At 62.5% G+C, this 19,314-nt stretch carries 21 protein-coding genes and 1 riboswitch; all 21 genes read right to left on the reverse strand.

The features are described from left to right. A partial coding sequence (locus GSQ73_RS08300) for an ABC transporter permease (RefSeq protein ID WP_158882953.1) occupies positions 1-1,010 on the reverse strand: 1,010 nt, incomplete at its 3' end. A 13-nt stretch (positions 1,011-1,023) separates the two neighbouring features. Further along, complete coding sequence (locus GSQ73_RS08305) at positions 1,024-2,337, reverse strand: ABC transporter permease (RefSeq protein WP_158882955.1); 1,314 nt, start codon at positions 2,335-2,337, stop codon at positions 1,024-1,026. A 41-nt stretch (positions 2,338-2,378) separates the two neighbouring features. Continuing rightward, positions 2,379-3,731: a TolC family outer membrane protein gene (locus GSQ73_RS08310; RefSeq protein ID WP_158882957.1), complete on the reverse strand. Its 1,353-nt coding sequence runs from the start codon at positions 3,729-3,731 to the stop codon at positions 2,379-2,381. A gap of 45 nt (positions 3,732-3,776) precedes the next feature. Further along, positions 3,777-4,499 carry an ABC transporter ATP-binding protein gene (locus GSQ73_RS08315; protein ID WP_158882959.1) on the reverse strand — a complete coding sequence of 241 codons (723 nt, stop codon included), beginning with the start codon at positions 4,497-4,499 and terminating at the stop codon, positions 3,777-3,779. 48 nt (positions 4,500-4,547) lie between these two features. Continuing rightward, a complete protein-coding gene (locus GSQ73_RS08320; RefSeq protein ID WP_158882961.1) occupies positions 4,548-5,819 on the reverse strand; it encodes an efflux RND transporter periplasmic adaptor subunit in 1,272 nt (423 codons plus the stop codon). Positions 5,820-5,993: 174 nt separating this feature from the next. Beyond that, a complete protein-coding gene (locus GSQ73_RS08325; protein WP_158882963.1) occupies positions 5,994-6,566 on the reverse strand; it encodes a hypothetical protein in 573 nt (190 codons plus the stop codon). A 99-nt stretch (positions 6,567-6,665) separates the two neighbouring features. Beyond that, positions 6,666-6,887: a hemin uptake protein HemP gene (locus GSQ73_RS08330; RefSeq protein WP_158882965.1), complete on the reverse strand. Its 222-nt coding sequence runs from the start codon at positions 6,885-6,887 to the stop codon at positions 6,666-6,668. Positions 6,888-6,979: 92 nt separating this feature from the next. Then, a complete protein-coding gene (locus GSQ73_RS08335; protein WP_158882967.1) occupies positions 6,980-7,954 on the reverse strand; it encodes an aldo/keto reductase in 975 nt (324 codons plus the stop codon). 73 nt (positions 7,955-8,027) lie between these two features. After that, positions 8,028-8,918 (reverse strand): alpha/beta hydrolase, encoded by an 891-nt coding sequence (locus tag GSQ73_RS08340; RefSeq protein ID WP_216844748.1) that lies wholly within the window; start codon positions 8,916-8,918, stop codon positions 8,028-8,030. A 23-nt stretch (positions 8,919-8,941) separates the two neighbouring features. Then, positions 8,942-9,466 (reverse strand): phosphatidylglycerophosphatase A, encoded by a 525-nt coding sequence (locus GSQ73_RS08345; protein WP_158883384.1) that lies wholly within the window; start codon positions 9,464-9,466, stop codon positions 8,942-8,944. Between the two features lie 11 nt (positions 9,467-9,477). Beyond that, on the reverse strand, positions 9,478-10,446 hold the full coding sequence (gene thiL, locus GSQ73_RS08350) for a thiamine-phosphate kinase (protein WP_158882969.1): 969 nt from the start codon (positions 10,444-10,446) through the stop codon (positions 9,478-9,480). A gap of 78 nt (positions 10,447-10,524) precedes the next feature. Then, positions 10,525-10,977 (reverse strand): transcription antitermination factor NusB, encoded by a 453-nt coding sequence (nusB, locus tag GSQ73_RS08355; protein ID WP_158882971.1) that lies wholly within the window; start codon positions 10,975-10,977, stop codon positions 10,525-10,527. Next, positions 10,977-11,438: a 6,7-dimethyl-8-ribityllumazine synthase gene (gene ribE, locus GSQ73_RS08360; RefSeq protein WP_158882973.1), complete on the reverse strand. Its 462-nt coding sequence runs from the start codon at positions 11,436-11,438 to the stop codon at positions 10,977-10,979. Before ribE ends, nusB begins: the two co-directional genes overlap by 1 nt. 44 nt (positions 11,439-11,482) lie before the next feature. Then, entirely contained in the window at positions 11,483-12,445 is a 963-nt protein-coding gene (ldcA, locus tag GSQ73_RS08365; RefSeq protein ID WP_158882975.1) for a muramoyltetrapeptide carboxypeptidase, read from the reverse strand. Positions 12,446-12,603: 158 nt separating this feature from the next. Continuing rightward, a complete protein-coding gene (gene ribBA / locus GSQ73_RS08370; protein WP_158882977.1) occupies positions 12,604-13,695 on the reverse strand; it encodes a bifunctional 3,4-dihydroxy-2-butanone-4-phosphate synthase/GTP cyclohydrolase II in 1,092 nt (363 codons plus the stop codon). A 65-nt stretch (positions 13,696-13,760) separates the two neighbouring features. Beyond that, the gene (locus GSQ73_RS08375; protein ID WP_158882978.1) at positions 13,761-14,402 is read right to left on the reverse strand and encodes a riboflavin synthase; all 642 of its coding nucleotides are present in this window, start codon (positions 14,400-14,402) and stop codon (positions 13,761-13,763) included. A 126-nt stretch (positions 14,403-14,528) separates the two neighbouring features. After that, a riboswitch (FMN riboswitch) is annotated at positions 14,529-14,718 on the reverse strand. 99 nt (positions 14,719-14,817) lie between these two features. Further along, on the reverse strand, positions 14,818-15,825 hold the full coding sequence (locus tag GSQ73_RS08380; protein WP_254063341.1) for a Gfo/Idh/MocA family oxidoreductase: 1,008 nt from the start codon (positions 15,823-15,825) through the stop codon (positions 14,818-14,820). A gap of 36 nt (positions 15,826-15,861) precedes the next feature. Next, positions 15,862-16,926 carry a bifunctional diaminohydroxyphosphoribosylaminopyrimidine deaminase/5-amino-6-(5-phosphoribosylamino)uracil reductase RibD gene (gene ribD / locus GSQ73_RS08385; RefSeq protein ID WP_158883385.1) on the reverse strand — a complete coding sequence of 355 codons (1,065 nt, stop codon included), beginning with the start codon at positions 16,924-16,926 and terminating at the stop codon, positions 15,862-15,864. Between the two features lie 29 nt (positions 16,927-16,955). Next, positions 16,956-17,291 (reverse strand): hypothetical protein, encoded by a 336-nt coding sequence (locus GSQ73_RS08390; RefSeq protein WP_158882982.1) that lies wholly within the window; start codon positions 17,289-17,291, stop codon positions 16,956-16,958. Positions 17,292-17,304: 13 nt separating this feature from the next. Beyond that, on the reverse strand, positions 17,305-17,826 hold the full coding sequence (gene nrdR, locus GSQ73_RS08395) for a transcriptional regulator NrdR (RefSeq protein ID WP_158882984.1): 522 nt from the start codon (positions 17,824-17,826) through the stop codon (positions 17,305-17,307). A gap of 105 nt (positions 17,827-17,931) precedes the next feature. Beyond that, positions 17,932-19,185, reverse strand: a complete 1,254-nt coding sequence (glyA, locus tag GSQ73_RS08400) for a serine hydroxymethyltransferase (RefSeq protein ID WP_158882986.1) — start codon at positions 19,183-19,185, stop codon at positions 17,932-17,934. Between the last annotated feature and the right edge of the window lie 129 nt (positions 19,186-19,314).

Here is a 19,314-nt window from a genome sequence, read left to right on the forward strand (position 1 = left end):
GTGAGGAAATAACTCAGGATGTCGCCGCGCGTGGCGCCAAGCGCGCGACGCACGCCGATCTGCTTGCGACGCTGGCCGACCCAGAAACTGGTGAGCCCGACGATGCCCGCGGCGGTGATCGCCAGCAGCACGACGCTGATGATGCCCATCAGGATCGCCATGCCGAGATCGCCTTTGTAGTAACGCGCGCGCACCTCGTCGAACGTCAGGATGCCATCCTTCGGATTGATGATGCGCATGCGGCTTTGTTGGTACAACGCCTTGGGCGCTTCCTGCATCGCGGCAGCAAGCTGACCGGGCCTGGCACGCACCAGGTAGAACGTGCTGTCGTCGAGCAGTCGCGCCGGAATGAGCACCGCGTTGTATGCATAGTCCTTGGCCCAGGCGCGCATGTGCGCCTGCAACGTGTCGGTGATGCCGATGACAGTCGACGGCGTCTTGTTGGATGACACATAGATCGTCTTGCCGAGCGCGGAACCATCCGGAAACAGCCGCGTCGCCAGATCCTTGCTGATGATGACCTGCGCCGAATACAACGCGTCGCGCGGTTTCTGGCTGCCGATTTCACTGGCGGTGAAGTTGCGGCCCGCGATCATTTTTGCGCCGAGCGCCGATAGCGTGTGGTCGTCGGAAAAGAAGATCGCCGCGTCGGTGGTCATCTTCACTTGGTCCGGCGTCAGCTTGACGTAGTTGTCCCAGCCGGTGCCATGCAACGGAAAGCTGTTGGCGGGCGCGACATCCTGCACGCTGCCAAGCTGGCGCAACGCAATCAGGTCGGCCTTCATCTGCACGTCGGTGCGCTGCGGATCGGACTTGTCGGCCCAGTCGTTCTGGATGACGAAGAGATTCGATTCGTCCACGCCACTGGGCCGCGCGATGCGTGCCGTGCGCTGCTGGATGATGAAGAGCGCGTTGCACACGATGGCCAGCGTGAGCGCGATCTGCAGCGCGATCAGTACAGTGCCGGCCTTGTGATGGCGCATGGCGGCGAGGATCGGCTGGATCTGCATGGTCGTCGCCTCCTCAGTTCGACTTCAGTTGCCAGGCCGGCTGCACCTGCGAGGCGCGCCAGGTCGGATAGAAAGCAGCGAGCACAGTGGCGATCACCGCGACGATCAACGTCAGCGCGACCAGCGAAACATCCAGATGCGCGAGTCGTGCGATTTCCGGATCGAACAGCAGGCCGACACCGAGCATGCCGGCAGCGGTGAGCACGAGCCCGAGCACACCGCCGGCCAGACCCACGGTGCCGGCTTCGATCAGGAACTGCCCGTAGATGTCGCGGCGCGGCGCGCCGAGTGCGCGACGCACGCCGATCTCCGGTGCGCGCCGCATGAACTTGGCCAGCAACAGACCGATCGTGTTGACCAGACAGATCACGAAAAAGCCCAGCGCCACCATCAACGAGATGCGGCTCTCCGGCGGCACCACTTGCTTGTAGTCGAGCCAGTTGGTGACATCGCGCAGACGCACGTTGGGAGCCCAGTGGAAACGCCCGGCATGTTGCTGCTCGGAGGCGTAGGCGGTGAGGAATTCGCGGTAGTGATCGGCGTCTGCCCTGGTCGGCAATTCCACCCATACCGGCACCCAGACGCATTCACCATGCAGCCAGCCATCGCGCCCGACTCCGTAGTCGGCGATGCCGCCGCAATTGTTGCGACCGGCAGTATCCAGTTGCGCGTCAACGGCGCGATTGAACGGCACGTAGAGCTGCACGGGATCGCCAAATTCATTGCCGCTGAAGGCATCGTAGAAACGTGGCTTCGGATCCCAGTGTTCGGTGACGCCGACGACGCGATAGATGTGCCTGTCCAGCGTGACTTCGCGACCGACGCTGTTGGCACCGCCGAACAACTGCTGGTTGAGCTCGTGACTGAGCACCACGACCGCGGCGCGGCCACGGTCGTCGCTGTCGCGCCACGCACCGCCGTACTGGAACGGCACGTCGAACATGGCGAAGAAATCCGCGTTGGTCGCATAGCCGTCCGAAGTGAACGGAAGGCTGTTGTTGCCTTCGGGCAACACGGACGGCGCGATCTCGTACAGCAGGGTTTGATGCAGCGCCTTGTGCGCGTTGATCAGAGCCGTTGCATCGACATAGTTGAGCGCCTCGGGCGGCTCGCCCTTGTCGTTGAATTGCGGACCGCGGTTGTCGATGAGCGACGTGTAGAGCTGCGAGGACTTTTCCGGAATCGGATTGCCCGACACCGCGCGAAACACCGACCACGTGATCATCGACGCAGCCACACCGAAACCGATCGCCATGACCATCAGCGCGGTAAGAACGGGATTGCGCCGTAGGCTGCGCAAACCGAGCTTGAAGTAGTAGGAAAACATCGAAACGCGCTCCTTGAATCAGCGACGTGGAAAGGGAGGAATTACTGCAGCAACCCGTTGACGTCCTCCAGATCGTGGACGTTGATGGTGCCGGCGGATTGCTTGAGCAGCAGCTTGTTGAGCACGAACTGGTAGCGCTGCTGCGCGTAGGTGCTACGCGACTCGGCCAGGATTTCGATCGCCTGCACCACTGCATACAGCGGTTGCGTGCCGATCTCGTAACCGGCCTTGAATGAAGTCAGCGACTTCTCGGCCGCGCCGACCGAATCCTGTGCCGCTTTCAAGGCCTCGACGCCATCCACGACCTGATTGAAATAGTTGTAGACGTCGCGAATTGCCTGACGACGCTGGCCCTCGAGCGTGTCGCTGTCCGCATCGCGCTGATAAATCGCCTGACGTACTTGTGACTGCGTATATCCGCCGCTGAACACCGGAATGGTGAGCGTGAGACCCACGGTAGTGGTGCCTCTCTGGTACGCGCCCGTGCCGGCCACGTGGTCCTGCCAGTTGCCGTCTTTGCTGTAGGTCACACCCGCGGAAAGGTTCGGCAGATGACCTGCGCGTGCCGCCGTTATCTTGTGCTCGTCGGCTTTCACCGTGTAGCGCGCAGACAGAACCGTCGGGTTGGTGCCTTCGGCCAGATCGGCCCACGCTTTCGGATCATTCGGCATGGGCAGCGACAACGGCATGTCGTCGCGCAGCCGCTTCAACGTGCCGCAGGGTTTGCCGGTGATCTGTTCAAGCGCGCGACGGGCGTCCTTGAGCTGGTCCTGGGAGGCGATTCTCTGCGTCTTGATGAATTGATAGAACGCCTGCGCCTGATTCATGTCGGCAGACATCGCCAGTCCATTCTTGAAACGCGCGCTGGTCTGGTCGAACTCCTGCTTGTAACCGTCTTCGTAAGCCTTGTTGATATCCAGCTGATCTTCGGCATTCAGCACGTTGAAGTACGCCTGAGTCACGCGCACATAGAGATTCTGCAAGGCCGCCTGATAGGTCTCCTGTTGCGCGTCGTCGATCGAATGCGCTGCCCGCAGATCCGCGATGCTCGACAGATTGAAAATCGATTGCGACAGCTGGCCACTGAGATTGCGATCACGCGATGCATTGCCGCCACTGGTCGGCAGAATGTTGCCGTTCGAATCGATGGTGGTACCACCATTGGCGGGGCCGCCGTGAGCCTGCACGAGGCTCAAAGTTCCGTTGACCTGAGGCAGCAGGGCCGAGCGTGCCTGCGGCACGCCTTCGGCCACTGCCAACCGCGTGGCATCGGAATTGGCCAGCACCGGATCATTGGCGATCGCCTGACGGAACGAATCCATCAGGTCTTCGCCGTGGCTTGGCAACGGCGCCAGACCCATACAAAGCAACAGTGGCAGCAACTTCAATCGCATGGACGGTTCTCGCAATCGTCAGGGGTTTCAGTACGGTGCAACGCATCAGCTCGATTGGGCTTCGTTGCGTCCCTGGGTACCGGCGTGAAAGCGCGGGTCTTCCGAGAGATCCACCACCTGTCCATCGATGATGTGCACGTTGCGCTGCGCGCGTGCGGCCAGTTCGGGATCATGGGTGACCATCACGATGGTGGCGCCTTCGCGATGGATGTCCTCGAGCAGTTCGAGCACGCTGCGCGCCATCTGCGTATCCAGGTTGCCGGTCGGTTCATCCGCCAGCAGCAGGCGAGGCGAACCGGCGAGTGCACGGGCGATGGCGACGCGCTGCTGCTGACCACCGGACAGCTCGGCCGGATAGTGCTTGGCGCGCGATGCCAGGCCGACACGCTCGAGCGAATCCATGATGCGCTGCTTGCGTTCGACGGCTTTCATGCCGCGATAGCGCAGCGGCACTTCGATGTTGTCGAACACGTTGAGATCGGGGATCAGGTTGAACGCCTGGAAGATGAAGCCGATCTTCTCGTTGCGTATTTTCGAACGCGCGTTGTCGTTGAGGTTGCTGACCTCGATGCCGTCGAGGTGGTACTCGCCGCCACTGAAAGTTTCGAGCAGGCCGGCGATGGTCAGAAAAGTTGTCTTGCCCGAACCGGACGGACCGGTGACGGCGACAAACTCGCCTTCTTTCACGTCGATGTTGAAATCGCGCAGTGCATAAGTTTCCACCACTTCAGTGCGGTAGACCTTGGCCAGGTGGGTCATCTTCAGCATGGTTGTTCCTCGGTGGTGGTCGTGATTTGGTGTGTGTGCGTGTGTAAATCAGTTGCTGATTGCGACGGTGGTCGCGTTCTTGAAGCTGTCGGTGCCGGAAATCACGATGCGGTCGCCCTCTTTCAGGCCGCCCAGGATCTCCACCTTGTCGATGCTGCTGGTGCCGACGCGGATCGGTGTCTTGGTGGCGATGCCGTCGTGCACGACATAGGCATAGCTGCCGCCGGATTCGTCCACGAACGAGCCGCGTTGCACGGTGAGCACGTTGTCGCGTTTGTCGAGCAACACGCGAACCGAGAGGCGCTGGTTCTGGCGCAACTGCTTCGGCGTTTCGCCCGCGAAGCGCAAGCGGGCGGAGACTTCGCCATTGACGACCTCGGGCGAGATCGCGCTGACGATGCCCTTCCACGTATTGCCGTTGCCGCTGATCTCGCCGGTCATGCCGATGCCGAGCTCGCGCGCAAAACTTTCCGGCACCTGCATTTCCACCTGCAGCGCGGAGAGATCGATCACGCTGAGCAGCTTGGCGTCCTTGGCCACGGTGGCGCGTTCGGCAATGAACAGCTGGCCGACCTGGCCGTCCACCGGCGACTTCACGTTGAGGTCGTCGACCTGGCGCTGCAGGTCCTGCACCACCAGCATCTGGTTGTCGTGCGCGAGCTTCTTGGCCTGTATGTTGAATTTGGAACTGTCGTTGTTCATGCCCATGTCGGACTTGGCATGCGCAAAGGTGATGCGGGCTTTTTCCAGTGCGTCCTTCGCCTGATCCACTTCCACGCCGGTGGCTGCACCGGCGGCGGCGGCTTTCTGTTCGCGCGACAGATTCGTCTCCGCGCTCTTCTGGTCGATCTGCGCGTTGTCGTAGGCTTTTTGCAGATTGCTGGACTTGGTGCGCGAGTCCACGCCTGCCTGCAGGAAATCCACCTGCATGCCGTCGGCCTTGGATTGTTCCTGCGCAAGCTTGTTGCGCAGTTCCGGGCTGTCGACGACGGCGAGTACCTGGTTTTTCTTCACCGTGTCGCCCGCGTGGACCTGCAGCGTGACCGCGCCGCCATAGGTGGCATACATGGTCGGGCTGACGGCGGCGACAACGTTGCCTTCGGCAGCGATGTCGTTGACGAACGGCCCGCGTTCGACATTGGCAAAAGCCAGTCGCGAACTGCTGACGGACGACGAGGCCGAGAACAACCGGCCAATGCCGGGTGCCAGCCAGACCACGAGGCCCAGCACGACGACGCCACCACCGATGAGGATCATCCGGCGTTTGCGGTTGGGTTTGACTTCGACCAGGCGGTCTTGTGCGGAAGTGTCGCGAATCATCTTGGCGTTCCTGACCGCGTGCAGTGCGGTTGCGCAGAGATGATTGCAATCCGTGTGCCACGTCAGGCGCCGGACAAATCCACTTTCATGTCAACAACTTGCACCGGACCTCGAGTGCATGCGCGCTGTCCGCGGACACTTCACGGACAACCGGACGAACATCATCGAGCGCGCTCAATGGTTGATTTCGGACGGCCACGGAAACGCTTCGGTGCGGGCGATCCGCGCGACCAGCTGCGCACTGAGCGGCGAGTCCGGTGTCGCAGAGGTGGCGCTGAACACTTCAAGCCCGGCCATGCGGCGATGCCTGAAACACACCAGCTGCGCGCTCGCCGGTCGCGGCCGGCGCCAGCGACGTGCAGGTATCGATGCAGGTTCGCCGCTGGCGAGCAGCGCATCCCAGGCGAGGTAATCCGTATCGGGGAGCAGATACAAGCGCGCGCAAACGTGGCCATCGCGATCAATGCCGTCGATCCATTCGCGCGGCCCATCCACGGTGATCACGCTGGCCGCGACCAGCCAGCGAATCTGCAGCAACGGTGCCAGCTGCATCGCTTCAAGTAAAAGGCCGCGCGGCACGATCCACGAGGTCGATGCATGCGGATGCATCGGCACGTAGAGAAGATTGCCAAGCGCGGGCAGTGAACGAGCCAGCGTGGCGGGCGCCATCTGCACGCAGCAGCGCGTGTCGGACGTGGCCACATGCGGACTGAATTCGCGCAAGCGGTGAAGCAGTGGGCTGTACATCGACATCTCCGATGGAGCTGCCCAGCTGGCAACACCGGTTGCTCTGGCGACAGGCATGGCGATCAACGCGTTGGCGAACACGCCACGCGGGAACGTTCGTTATTTGGTCAGGATCAGCTTGTCGTTACGGGTGAGGCGCAAGTGGTATTCGCCGCCCTGATGCTGGATCACCAGTTCTCGCGCGCCATCCAGCAGCGCGTGACTGGCAACATGCCGCGGTTCGCGAGCGAGCGTGGAAACCAGCGTTGGCCGGTGAACTGCGCGCTCCGGCAACAGCGACGGCTGCGGAAGCGAAGGAAGAGACAGAACGGACGTCGACATGATGAGGCTCCGGTTTCGGTGGCGCCTCAAATAATAATGATTCTCATTTGACTGTCAATGACTTTCGCTTTCACGCCTATCCATTCGCGCGCTCAACCTGCCTCGACGATCGCCCGCATGCGCTGCGCGATACCGGCATCCAGCTTTGGAAGCACGTCCAGCGCGGTCAGGTTCTGCTCGAGCTGTTCGCGACGGCTTGCGCCCAGCATCACGGTGGACACGTGCGGATTGAGCAGGCACCAGGCGAGCGACAGTTGCGCGAGGCTCGCCCCGAGTTCGTCGGCGATCGGTTGCAACGCGCGAACCTTGCCGAGGCGTTCGTCACCCTTGCCTAGCACGCTGTCGCGCAGCCACTCGTAGCCCGGCTGGGTGATTCGCGAATCGGCCGGCACGCCGTTGTTGTACTTGCCGGTCAGCAAACCCGATGCCAGCGGCGACCAAATCGTGGTGCCCATGCCGAAGTCTTCGTACAGCGACGCGTATTCCACCTCCACTCGCTCGCGATGCAGCAGGTTGTATTCGGGTTGTTCCATCACCGGCGCGTAGAAATGATTTTCGCGCGCGACGCGATGCGCCTCGCGGATCGAATCCGCCGGCCACTCGCTGGTTCCCCAGTACAGCACCTTGCCCTGGCGAATCAGCGTGTCCATCGCCGCGACCGTTTCCTCGATCGGCGTCTCCGCGTCGGGCCGATGGCAGAAATACAGATCGAGATAATCAACGCGCAACCGCTGCATGGCCTGATGACACGCTTCCGTCACGTGTTTGCGCGACAGCCCGCGCTGCGTCGGCAACGGGTTCTCGGCGGAACCGAAGAACACCTTGCTCGACACGCAGAAACTGTCGCGAGGAAAACGCAGGTCAGCCAGCACGTCGCCCATCACCTGCTCGGCCACGCCCTTGTTGTACGTCTCGGCATTGTCGAAAAAATTCACGCCACGATCGTGCGCGAGCGCCAGCATGTCGCGCGCCTCCGAGCGCCCCACCTGCTTGCCGAACGTGACCCACGCGCCGAACGAAAACGCGGAAAGCTGCAGGCCGGATGTGCCGAGGCGACGATAGAGCATGGTGATGGTCCTTGAGCGAATAGATCGACAGCATGCCGACAGTGCGTGCATGTCGTCCAACTATTGCGCTGGTTCATTCCATGGCGCGTGAAGGCTGACGCAGCCACTTGTTGAAAAAATCGAGAACCCGCGCTTCGTATGCGCCACCGGCGAAGCGGTAGAGATCAAGATGCTGCGCGCCACTCACCACCCACAACTCCTTGGGCGACGCAGCCTGTTCGAACATGGCGAGTGATTCCGTGATGGGCGTGTGCTGGTCCGCTGCACCCACCACGAAAAGTTTTGGCGCATGAACTTGTCCGACCCGGTCGATCGGGCGCATCTGATCTCCATCGAAACCAAGATGCGGCTTGACGGTTCGCAGCAGTAACGGCGCCAGCCATCGACCGGGCGCGCCCGCGTGAAGTTGCATGCGATCGACAACGGCCTGCGACAACGTCGGATACACCTGTTCCAGAACCATCGCGTCCACTTGCAGCGATGGCTCGGCAAGCAAGGTCGCGGCGCCGCCCATCGACGTACCGATGATGCCGGTCTTCTCTCCCGGAGCCAGTGTTTTCAGTTCGGTCAGCGCCGCAGCCGCATCGCGCGATTCGAGATGGCCGAAGGTGATCGCGTCGCCGCTGCTCTCACCCGAAGCCTGGAAGTCGATCAGCAAAACCGAGTAACCCGCCGCGTGCAGAAATCTTGCGCGATCGAGCATGCTCAGACGATTGGCGCGTACACCGTGCAACAGCAGGATTGCACCTCGCCCTTTCCCGGCGGCGAACCAGCCATGGATGCGGGCACCGGATGCACTGTCGAAAACCACCACTCGCGCAGGAAAATCGGATGGCGGCGCACCAATGGTCGCGGGCGCTGGATGAATCAGCATGTCGCCCGCGGCCCATACGACTGCGAAGAGCAGAGTCACAGCCGTCAACAGCCCGATGATCGCATTGCGCGCAAACCGACGAGCCCTCATCCGAGTCACTCCGTGCCGCAAAATCAATGCAGTGCAAGAAGCCCGAGCGCCAGAACGATGGCCGCGAAAATTCCCGCCACCACGTCGTCGACCATCACGCCCGTGCCGTCTTTCATGTGACGATCGAGCCAGCTGATCGGCCAGGGTTTCCATACGTCGAACAGACGGAACAACGCGAAACCGGTACCGACCATCCACCAGGCGAAACCGCTGGCAGGCAGAAACGCGGGAATCAGCAATGGCAACAATGCGATCCATTGTCCGATGAATTCGTCCCACACCACGCTGCGGTGATCAGCCACGCCGATGGCGCGGCCGGCGACGTTGCATGCCCACACACCCACGACATAGCCGACGATCAGCACGGCCACATAGATCGGCAAAGACAGTTGGCGCAGCCACAACCATGGAATCAACGCGGCCATCGAACCGGATGTGCCTTGCGCCACCGGCGTGAGTCCGGAGCCGAATCCGCAGGCGAGCCAACCTGCAGGCGTTGCGAGCAAGGCGCGGCGCTGTTCGGCGCTCAGGCTTTTCTTGAGCTTCATGGTTTCGGCATTCACGCGAAGTGCTCCCATCCCTGTGGTTCATCAACGAGCCACTCGCCGTCCGCACCGCGCACGCGCACGCCGCTGCCCTCCACAATGCGGCCAATGCGCGTCACGCCGCAGCCGATGCGCGACAGATCGGACTGCACGTCGGACAACTTCTTGCCCGGGACGGTGAAACACAGTTCGTAGTCGTCACCGCCAGCGAGTGCAAAGCGCAGCGCACTCGCATCATCGTAGAGCGACATCAATGCGGAGGATCGTGGCAGCAACGCGGCATCGATTTCCGCGCCGACGCCGCTCGCGTTGCAGATATGTCCGAGGTCGGCGACGAGGCCATCGGAAATGTCGATGCATGCGCTCGCCTGCCCGCGCAACGCAGCGCCGGCAGCGAGTCGTGGCGTTGGCAGATTGAGGCGTTCGATCAGAAATTCGCGCAAGGCAGCGCGACTGTCGTCGACGGCCAGCGGACGCTGCAATGCATGCAATCCGGCCGCTGCATCACCGAGCGTGCCGGTGACCAGAATCGCATCGCCGACTTGCGCACGATCCCGTGTGAGTGCCTTGCCCGGCGGCACGAATCCGTGCACGGCCACGCTGATGCTCAACGGTCCGCGCGTCGTGTCGCCACCCACCAGGGCAAGCCGATGCGATTGCGCCAACCTTGCAAAACCCGCCGCGAATCCATCAACGAAATCGGCGTCGGCGTCCGGCAATGTCAACGCCAGCAGCGCCCATGCCGGACTCGCGCCCATTGCCGCCAGATCGGAGAGATTCACCGCCAGCGATTTCCATCCAATATCCGCGGCCGCGGTGCCATGCGGAAAATGCACGCCGTCGACCAGCGTATCGATGGCGGCGACGAGCTCCTGCCCGACGGGCACGGCCAAAATTGCGGCGTCGTCGCCGATGCCGAGGCGCACATCGTCGCGCGGTTGCGCGGTCAATTCACGGATGCGCTCGATCAGTCGGAATTCCATCGAACCGCCTTTGCCTAGATACGAGCGACGAAGGGAAATCGCAGGAAGAAGTCGCGCGAAGCAAACGCGCGAAAGTGCTCAGCCCCGATGATTCTTTTCGACAACACGCAGCTCGCCCGCCAGCTTGTCGAGCACGCCATTGACGTAGCTGTGGCCATGATCGGCGCCGAAGCGCTTGGTGACTTCGATCGCTTCGTTGATCACGACGCGATACGGCACGTCGGGACGGAATTTCAATTCGTACGCGGCCAGGCGCAACGCGGCGCGTTCGATCGGATCGACCTGCGCAACCTCGCGATCGATGTGCGGACGAAGCGCTTCATCCAGCGCGTCGACATTTTTTTCCACGCCATGCAGCAGATCCTCGAAGTATTCGAGGTCGGCGATTTCCATGTCCTGCTCGTGGCGGAACTGTTCGATCACCGCGTTCATGTGGCTGCCGCTCATCTGCCACGCGTACAGCGCCTGCAACGCGCGGCGACGCGCGCGCGAACGCGCGGCCATATCGAGACCCTGCGGATGCTGGGCCATTACAACTTCCCGTAGAGATTGACCATCTCGAGCACGGCGATCGCTGCATCGGCGCCCTTGTTCCCGGCCTTGGTACCGGAGCGTTCGATCGCCTGCTCGATGCTGTCGGTGGTCAGCACGCCGAAGCTTACCGGTACGCCGGAATCCAGCGCAGCTTTCGCCAGGCCTTTTGCGCATTCGCCAGCGACGAAATCGAAGTGAGGCGTCGAACCGCGAATCACGGCACCCAGCGCGATCACCGCCACATACTTGCCCGAGGCGGCGAGCTTGTGCGCGACCAGTGCGATTTCCCAGGCGCCGGGCACGCGCACCAGTTCGATCGCGTCGTCTTTCACGCCGTGGCGCACCAGCGCGTCGCGCGCACCGGCAACCAGCGGCTCGACGACGAAGCCGTTGAAACGTCCGGCGACGATGGCGAAGCGGCCTTTCGGCGTGGCGAAATCGCCTTCGATGATCTTCATTGCGTCATTCCTCGGTGGGCGCGAGCCCTTGCAGACCAGCCATTTTACGGGTTTGCAGATGGTCCTGCTCGCTCTTTGCCATCGGCAGGCGCGTGCAGGTGCGGATAGTTGCTGAAACTTAATTCGGCTTCGCCGGCTGCGACATGCAGGCGCGCAGGCGCACCGAACGGCAAGGTCAGCTGCACGTCGCCATGGCCGTGCGGCAGTCCGTCGATCACCGGTATGCCCGCGACCGAGTGAATCTGCGCGAATGCCGCTTCGAGGTCGTAGCCGTTGTCGCGATGCCCCGGTTTGCAGGCGCTGAAACTTCCAAGCACGAGCGCGCGTTGCCTGCGAAGCACGCCTGAAAGATGCAATTGGTAGAGCAGCCGTTCGATGCGAAACGGCGGTTCGCCGATGTCCTCGACAAACAGGATGCCGTCATCGATGACGGGGAAATACGGCGTGCCGATCAGGCTGCACAACACGGCAAGGTTGCCGCCCCACAGCGGACCTTGCACGTCGGTGTCGACGTCGCTCGCCGTTTGCCAATGGACCGAAGAAGCCGACGACGTCGCCGTGTTCCACAAACTCTTCCAGGTCAGATCACCAGGCGATTCCGCGCCAAGGTCCGCGAGCAACGGGCCACTGAAAGTGATCAGGCCGCTCTTCGCATGCAGCGCCATTTGCAACGCTGTGAAATCGCTGTGCCCGACGAGCAAGGTGGATGCGTCGGCCAGACGTTCGCGCAACGCGCCGTAATTGAGGTGCGGCAGCAGTCGCGTGGCGCCGTAGCCGCCACGCGTCACGAGCGCGATATCCGGCAGGTCGACCCTCGTCGCCAGCGCATTGATGTCCGATGCGCGTTCGCTGTCGCTACCGGCGAAACGCAGTTCGGTGCGATCGAGTACTTCGAGCCCTTCCACTTCGCAACCGGCATCACGAAGTCGCGCCACGCCACGCAACATCGCCGCGCGGTCGTGCGGATAACCGGAAGGAGCGATCAGTCGGACGCGAATGGCTGGCATGAGAGTGTTCGATGGAAGAAGGTCGGATTATGCGGCGAAGGTGCAGCAACTGCAGGGCAAATCAATGACCGGGAACCGCACATTACCCGGCAGGAGCGCACCCTGTGCGCGCTGCTCTCCATCAACTCAGGAAGAGCAATCGCGCACAGGCTGCGCTCCTACACGTATTCCACGACCTCAAGCCCGAACCCGGCCAGGCCGACGAGTTTGCGCGGCGTGCCGAGCAAGCGCAGGCGACGCACGCCAAGGTCGGCCAGCATCTGCGCGCCCAGGCCAAGCTGTCGCCATTCCTGTTGCTGCACTTCTTCCGGCGCCTGCGTGCTGGGTTGACGACCGAGTCGTGCGAGCAAGGCTTCTGGCGTGTCTTCGCCGGACAGCACCAGCAATACGCCGCGGTCCTCGTCGGCGATGCGGCGCAATGCCGAGGTCACGGTGAGGCCGAGATCATCGCGCTGCAGATGCAACACGTCGGACAAGGTGTTGCGCACATGCACACGCGACAGCACCGGCGCGCCATCGTCGACAGCACCACGCACCAGCGCGAAATGCAGTCCGCGACGGATGACGTCGCGATACGCGAACAGGCGGAACGTGCCGAACTCGGTCTGCACTTTCTCCTCGTGCACGCGCTGCACGGTCTTCTCGGTTTCCAGCCGGTAGCGGATCAGGTCGGCGATCGAGCCGATCTTCAGTCCGTGTTTCTGCGCGAAGATTTCCAGCTCGGGTCGGCGCGCCATCGAACCGTCTTCGTGCAGCACCTCGATCAGCACGGCGGAGGGTTCGAGGCCGGCGAGCGCAGCGAGATCGCAGCCGGCTTCGGTGTGGCCGGCACGCGTCAGTACGCCGCCGGGTTGTGCGGTGAGCGGAAAGATATGGCCCGGCTGCGACAGATCCTGCGGCTTCGCGTCCGCCCTCACCGCCACCTGGATCGTGCGCGCGCGATCGTGCGCGGAGATGCCGGTGGTGACGCCTTCAGCCGCTTCGATCGAGACGGTGAAGTTGGTGTGGTAAGCCGAAGTGTTGTCGCTGACCATCGGCTTCAGGCCGAGCTGCCGCGTGCGCTGCTCGGTCAGCGTGACGCAGACCAGCCCGCGCGCTTCGCGCACCATGAAGTTGATGTCTTCCGCGCGGACTTTTTCGGCGGCCATGATCAGATCACCTTCGTTCTCGCGATCCTCGTCATCGAGGATCACCACCATGCGGCCGGCACGGATGTCTTCGAGGATTTCGGGAATGGTGTTGAAGGGCATGGGCAAAGTCCGGAAGGAGAACAGAAGCGGGGAACGGAAAAATCGTTATTTCAAATCTGAAACGATCACGCGAATCCGTGCTGCTTGAGGAACGCCTCGTCCAGTCGTGGCGCTTCGCCGCTGGAAAGGAGGCGTTCGACGTAGCGTGCGATCACGTCGACTTCAATGTTCACCGCATCGCCGACGCGACGCGCGTTAAACGCGGTGTGCTCGACCGTGTGCGGAATCAGGTTGACGCCGAAGCGCTGCGCCTTCACTTCATTCACCGTGAGGCTGGTGCCATCGATGCACACCGAACCCTTCGCAGCGATGTAACGCGATAGTGTCGCGGGCACTTCAAACGTCCAGCGTTGCGAGCGACCGTCGGGCGTGATGGAGATCACCTTGCCGAGGCCGTCGACATGACCGGATACCAGATGGCCGCCGAGCCGGTCGGCCAGTCGCAAGGCCTTTTCGAGGTTCACCGCATCGCCGGGCTTCAACGCGCCCAGCGAAGTCAGCGACAGAGTTTCGTTGGAGACGTCCGCGCCGAAGCCGCGCGCATCGAGCGTCACCGCCGTGAGGCACACGCCGGAAACGGCGATGGAGTCACCGAGTTGCACATCGGAAAGATCGAGGTCGGCCGTGTCGATGACGAGGCGCACGTCGCCGCCGCGTGGTTCGAGACGCGCGACGCGACCCACGGTCTGGATGATGCCGGTAAACATCAGCGCACTCCCGGGGGGAGCGAGCGACGAAGAATGGATGACTTGGTCATGGCACGTTTCCCGCTGCAAAGCTGCGAAAAACGCCCTCAAGGCGTATGGCACGCGCACGCCATGAAAGCGTGCAAGCACCGTCTTCTTTTATCCGGACTTTGGACGCTGCCGTTGTAATGGCATCGTCTGAACCGTCGGCTCCGGCATCGCACCGGATCTGCTGACCCTTCGTCGTCTCGGCGAAGGCGCTCGCGGGCTCGTGTCGCTCGGATCGAGCGAGACACTTACCGCCGGTGGGGAATCTCACCCCGCCCTGAAGACGTCGTAGTGGTTCATGCCGGCGAGCCGACCGGCGGATTCTAGCATCGCGAGGCCGCATGCCTGTTGTGTGCCAGGAAGAATGCAGCGTTTCCCTCGCGCTGTTTCACGCGGTTCCATGCATGCCGCGCCGGTATTGCATCAGCACCTTATCCATCACGCGACTGGTGCGTGCGCCGCTCTCGGCAGTGGATGGGCATGCGCCGACTTGCCCGCACAACTCGGCGATGATGGTTTCGATCAACGGCTGCTGGATATGCGTCGGATTGTCGACTCGATATTCGCGCGTGCCGTTCGCCGTCTCCAGCCGGATCGGACCATCACCGAACGTGGCGAATGCGAGACGGCCTTCGCTGCCGATCACCTCGATCATGTCATGCCGCGCGAAGCTGCCGAAATTCCACAAGCCGGTGCCGAGCATGCCGCCATCAAATGCGAATGACATCGCCACGCTGTCTTCCGGCGCATACGCACCGAGCTGATTCGAAGCGCGACCGCCGACTTCGGCAATCGGACCAAACAGCCAATCCAGAATATCCAGCGTGTGGCAACCGATATCCATGAACACGCCGCCGCCAGAGATCGCCGCATGCACATGCCACGGCAGATTCTCCGGATCGTGGTAACGCGGTTCGTGCGGCTCGTACAACACCGTGTTCACGATGCGCGGCACGCCGATCACGCGCTCGTCGAACAACAGCGCCCGCACGGTGTGAAAGCGCGGCAGCATGCGTCGGTAGTACGCGACGAACACCGGCACATTGGCCGCGCGACCGGCGCGGATAATCGTGTCGCACTCGGTCGCATCCATCGCCATGGGCTTTTCCACATACACCGGCTTGCCGGCGGCGATGCTCATCAACGCGTATTTCAGATGCGAGGAAGGCGGCGTGGCGATGTAAACGGCGTCCACTTTCGGATCGGCGATCAACGCGGCGGCATCGTCGTACCACGCCGGCACGCCATGGCGGTGCGCATAGTCACGCGCCTTGTCGCCATCGCGGCGCATCACCGCGACCAGCGCGGAATGTCCGGCCTTCTGGAAGGCCGGGCCGCTTTTCACTTCGGTGACATTGCCGCAACCGATGATGCCCCAGCCGATGGTTTCGCCCACGTCATTCATCCTTCATCGGCAAGCATTGCGTGTTGATCAGAGTTTGGCGGGACGCAGACGCAGGCGGATATCGTCGCCGAGCATGCGGCGATCGACGGTGCGCAACTGCCAGCGATCGGCCATGTCGGTGAGTGCGGGAAGACGCAGCAATGGTTGCGCATCGTCGCCGAGGAATAACGGCGCGACGTACAACAACAGCTCGTCGACCAGTCCTGCGGAAAACAGCGCACCGCAGAGCGTGTGGCCAGCCTCGACGTGCACTTCGTTGCAGCCACGATCCGCCAGCAACGTCAGCACTGCGTGCAAGTCCAGCGCCTCGTCCTGCTCCGCCACCGACGCGCATTCGATGCGCTGATGGCGATTATCCGGCGTAACCGTCGGCGCATGCAGCAACAGCGTGGGCGCCGCATCATCGAACACGTGACGGCCGCCCGGTATTTGAAAACGTCGATCGAGTACCACGCGCAACGGCGCAGCTGATGACTCGCCTTCAGGCAAGCGCGCCGTGAGCCGAGGGTCATCCGCCAGCACCGTACCGCTGCCGGCGAGGATCGCCGAGCTGCGTGCGCGCCACCGTTGCACGTCCGCACGCGCAGGCTCGCCGGTGATCCATGTCGACTCACCGTTCCCCAGCGCGGTGCGGCCATCGAGGCTCATCGCCAGCTTCACGCGAACCCACGGTCGGCCACGTTCGATACGATGGAAAAAACCGATATTCAATTCGCGCGCCGCGTCCCGCATCAACCCGACATCGACAACCATCCTGGCCGCGCGAAGCAATTCGATGCCGCGTCCCGCCACCTGCGGAAACGGATCCTGCACGGCGATCACCACACGACGTATGCCCGCATCGATGAGCGCATTCGCGCACGGCGGCGTGCGACCGTGATGCGCACACGGCTCCAGCGTGACGTATGCGGTTGCGCCGCGCGCGCGATCGCCGGCTTCGCGCAGTGCGAACACTTCTGCATGCGGTTCGCCCGCGCGCTGATGCCAGCCTTCACCGAGGACTTGCGCATCACGTGCAATAACGCAACCCACGCGCGGATTCGGTTGTGTCGTGAAAAGGCCGCGCTCGGCCAGGCGCAACGCATGCGCCATGTGCGTGTGATCAATGGCGGAAAAAGTGTTCACGGCTTCGCATCGTCAATGAGTGGACCAATCGGCGCCCACGCATCGATCACCGATTGCAGTTCCTGTGCCGGAAACGAATCGGCGATTGCACGGGTGGCTGCCTCCTGCAACGCGGGATCGGCGTGCTCGCGACGGTATTGCTCGAAAAACTGGTCGCGCGCGTCGATGGACGGCCATCGCGCGATCGCCACCCAGCATCCGTCGCTATCCCTGAAGAGGCTCGAACCGCCGGAACCTGCGGCGAGGCCGAAGTCGGTAATGCGCTGCCAGTTCGCGATGAAATCCTGCTCGAGTCCGGAGTGCAGGCGCCAGCGGTAGATGGCTACGAACACGCGTCGAACTCCGTCAACTCTTCTTGCCGCGCTTCATGTCGCTTTCGCCGAGCAGTGAAAGCTGCAGGCTTTCCAATCCCGGCAGGTCGCGTTCGAGCCGCTCGATTTCCTCGCGAAAGGCCTGCACGTCCTCGAAGCTGCGATAGACCGAGGCGAAGCGAACGTAAGCCACCTGATCGAGATTCTTCAACTCGCGCATTACCAGTTCACCAACCTGCCGCGACGGCACTTCGCGCTCGCCGCTGCGACGCAGGTCGTTGACGATGGCGCGCACCGCAGCATCCACCGCCTCGCTGGTCACCGGACGTTTCTGCAGCGCGCGCTCGAAACTCACGCGCAACTTGCGTTCGTCGAAGGTCTCGCGCCGCTCGCCACTCTTCACCACCGTCGGCAGTTTCAGCTCCGCCGTTTCGAACGTGTTGAAGCGCTCGCCACACTGCTCGCACTCACGCCGACGACGCACGCTGCCGCCGTCATCAGTCAGGCGCGAATCGATGACGCGGGTGTCTTCGTGCTGGCAGAAGGGGCAATGCATTCTTATGCGAATCGGGAATGGAGAGTCGGGAATAGCGAGAAGCACGAGCCTGCACGGAACCGGCTGTTGCCGATTCCCGATTCCCTGTTCCCGATTCCTCGCATTTCAGCCATACACCGGAAATTTCTTGCACTGCGCCGTCACCGCGTCACGCACTTTCGCGATCACGGCCTCGTCCGATGGCGCATCCAACACGTCGCAAATGCCGTTCGTCAGCTCGATGCAATCCGTTTCCAGATAGCCGCGAGTCGTGACGGCCGGCGTGCCGATGCGCAGACCGGAGGTGACGAAGGGTTTGCGTGGATCATTCGGCACGGCGTTCTTGTTGACGGTGATGTGCGCGCGGCCGAGCGCTTCTTCCGCGTCCTTGCCGGTGACGTCCTTGCCAATCATGTCGACCAGCATCAGATGATTTTCGGTGCCTCCGGAAACGATCTTGTAGCCGCGCGACATGAACGTTTTCGCCATCGCCTTGGCGTTCTTCACTACCTGTGCCTGATAAGTCCTGAACTCCGGCTCCAGTGCTTCCTTGAACGCCACGGCCTTGGCCGCGATCACGTGCATCAGCGGGCCGCCCTGAATACCGGGGAACACGATCGACTGCAGCTTCTTCTCGATCTCTTCGCCGGCATCCTTTGCCACAATGATGCCGCCGCGCGGACCGCGCAGCGTCTTGTGCGTGGTCGAGGTGACGACGTGCGCATGCGGCAGCGGGCTCGGATAAACGCCCGCGGCAATCAGGCCCGCAACGTGAGCCATGTCGACGAAGAACAGCGCGCCGACCGAATCGGCGATCTGGCGCATGCGCGCCCAGTCGACCACCTGCGAGTACGCGCTGAAACCGCCGACCAGCATCTTCGGCTTGTGCTCGGTGGCGAGCCGCTGCACTTCGTCGTAGTCGATCAAGCCTTCCGCATCGACGCCGTACTGGACCGCGTTGAACAGCTTGCCGCTGATATTGACCTTGGCGCCGTGCGTGAGGTGGCCGCCGTGGGCGAGACTCATGCCGAGGATGGTGTCGCCCGGCTGCAGCAGCGCGAGGTACACCGCTTGGTTGGCCTGCGAACCCGAGTGCGGCTGCACGTTGGCGTAGGTGGCACCGAACAATTGCTTGAGCCGTTCGATCGCCAGCTTCTCGGCGATATCCACGTACTCGCAGCCGCCGTAATAGCGCTTGCCGGGATAACCCTCGGCGTACTTGTTGGTGAGCTTGGAACCCTGCGCTTCCATCACGCGCGGGCTGGCGTAGTTCTCCGAGGCGATCAGTTCGACGTGATCCTCCTGACGCTGGCCTTCATCGGCGATGGCCTTGGCCAGTTCTTCGTCGTAAGCGGCGATCGTGCAGTCCTTGGGGAACATTCGAACCTCTGGGGTAACAGGCGGGGATGAACGCCGAAGTGTAGCGGCCGCGGGCGATGGCGGCCATCGCCGGGGCTTGCACAGCGCTTTTCGTACGTTGTACCGTACGCCGTACGCAACCAACGTAAT

It is taken from the genome of Rhodanobacter sp. L36 (assembly GCF_009765755.1).
GTDB lineage: Bacteria > Pseudomonadota > Gammaproteobacteria > Xanthomonadales > Rhodanobacteraceae > Rhodanobacter.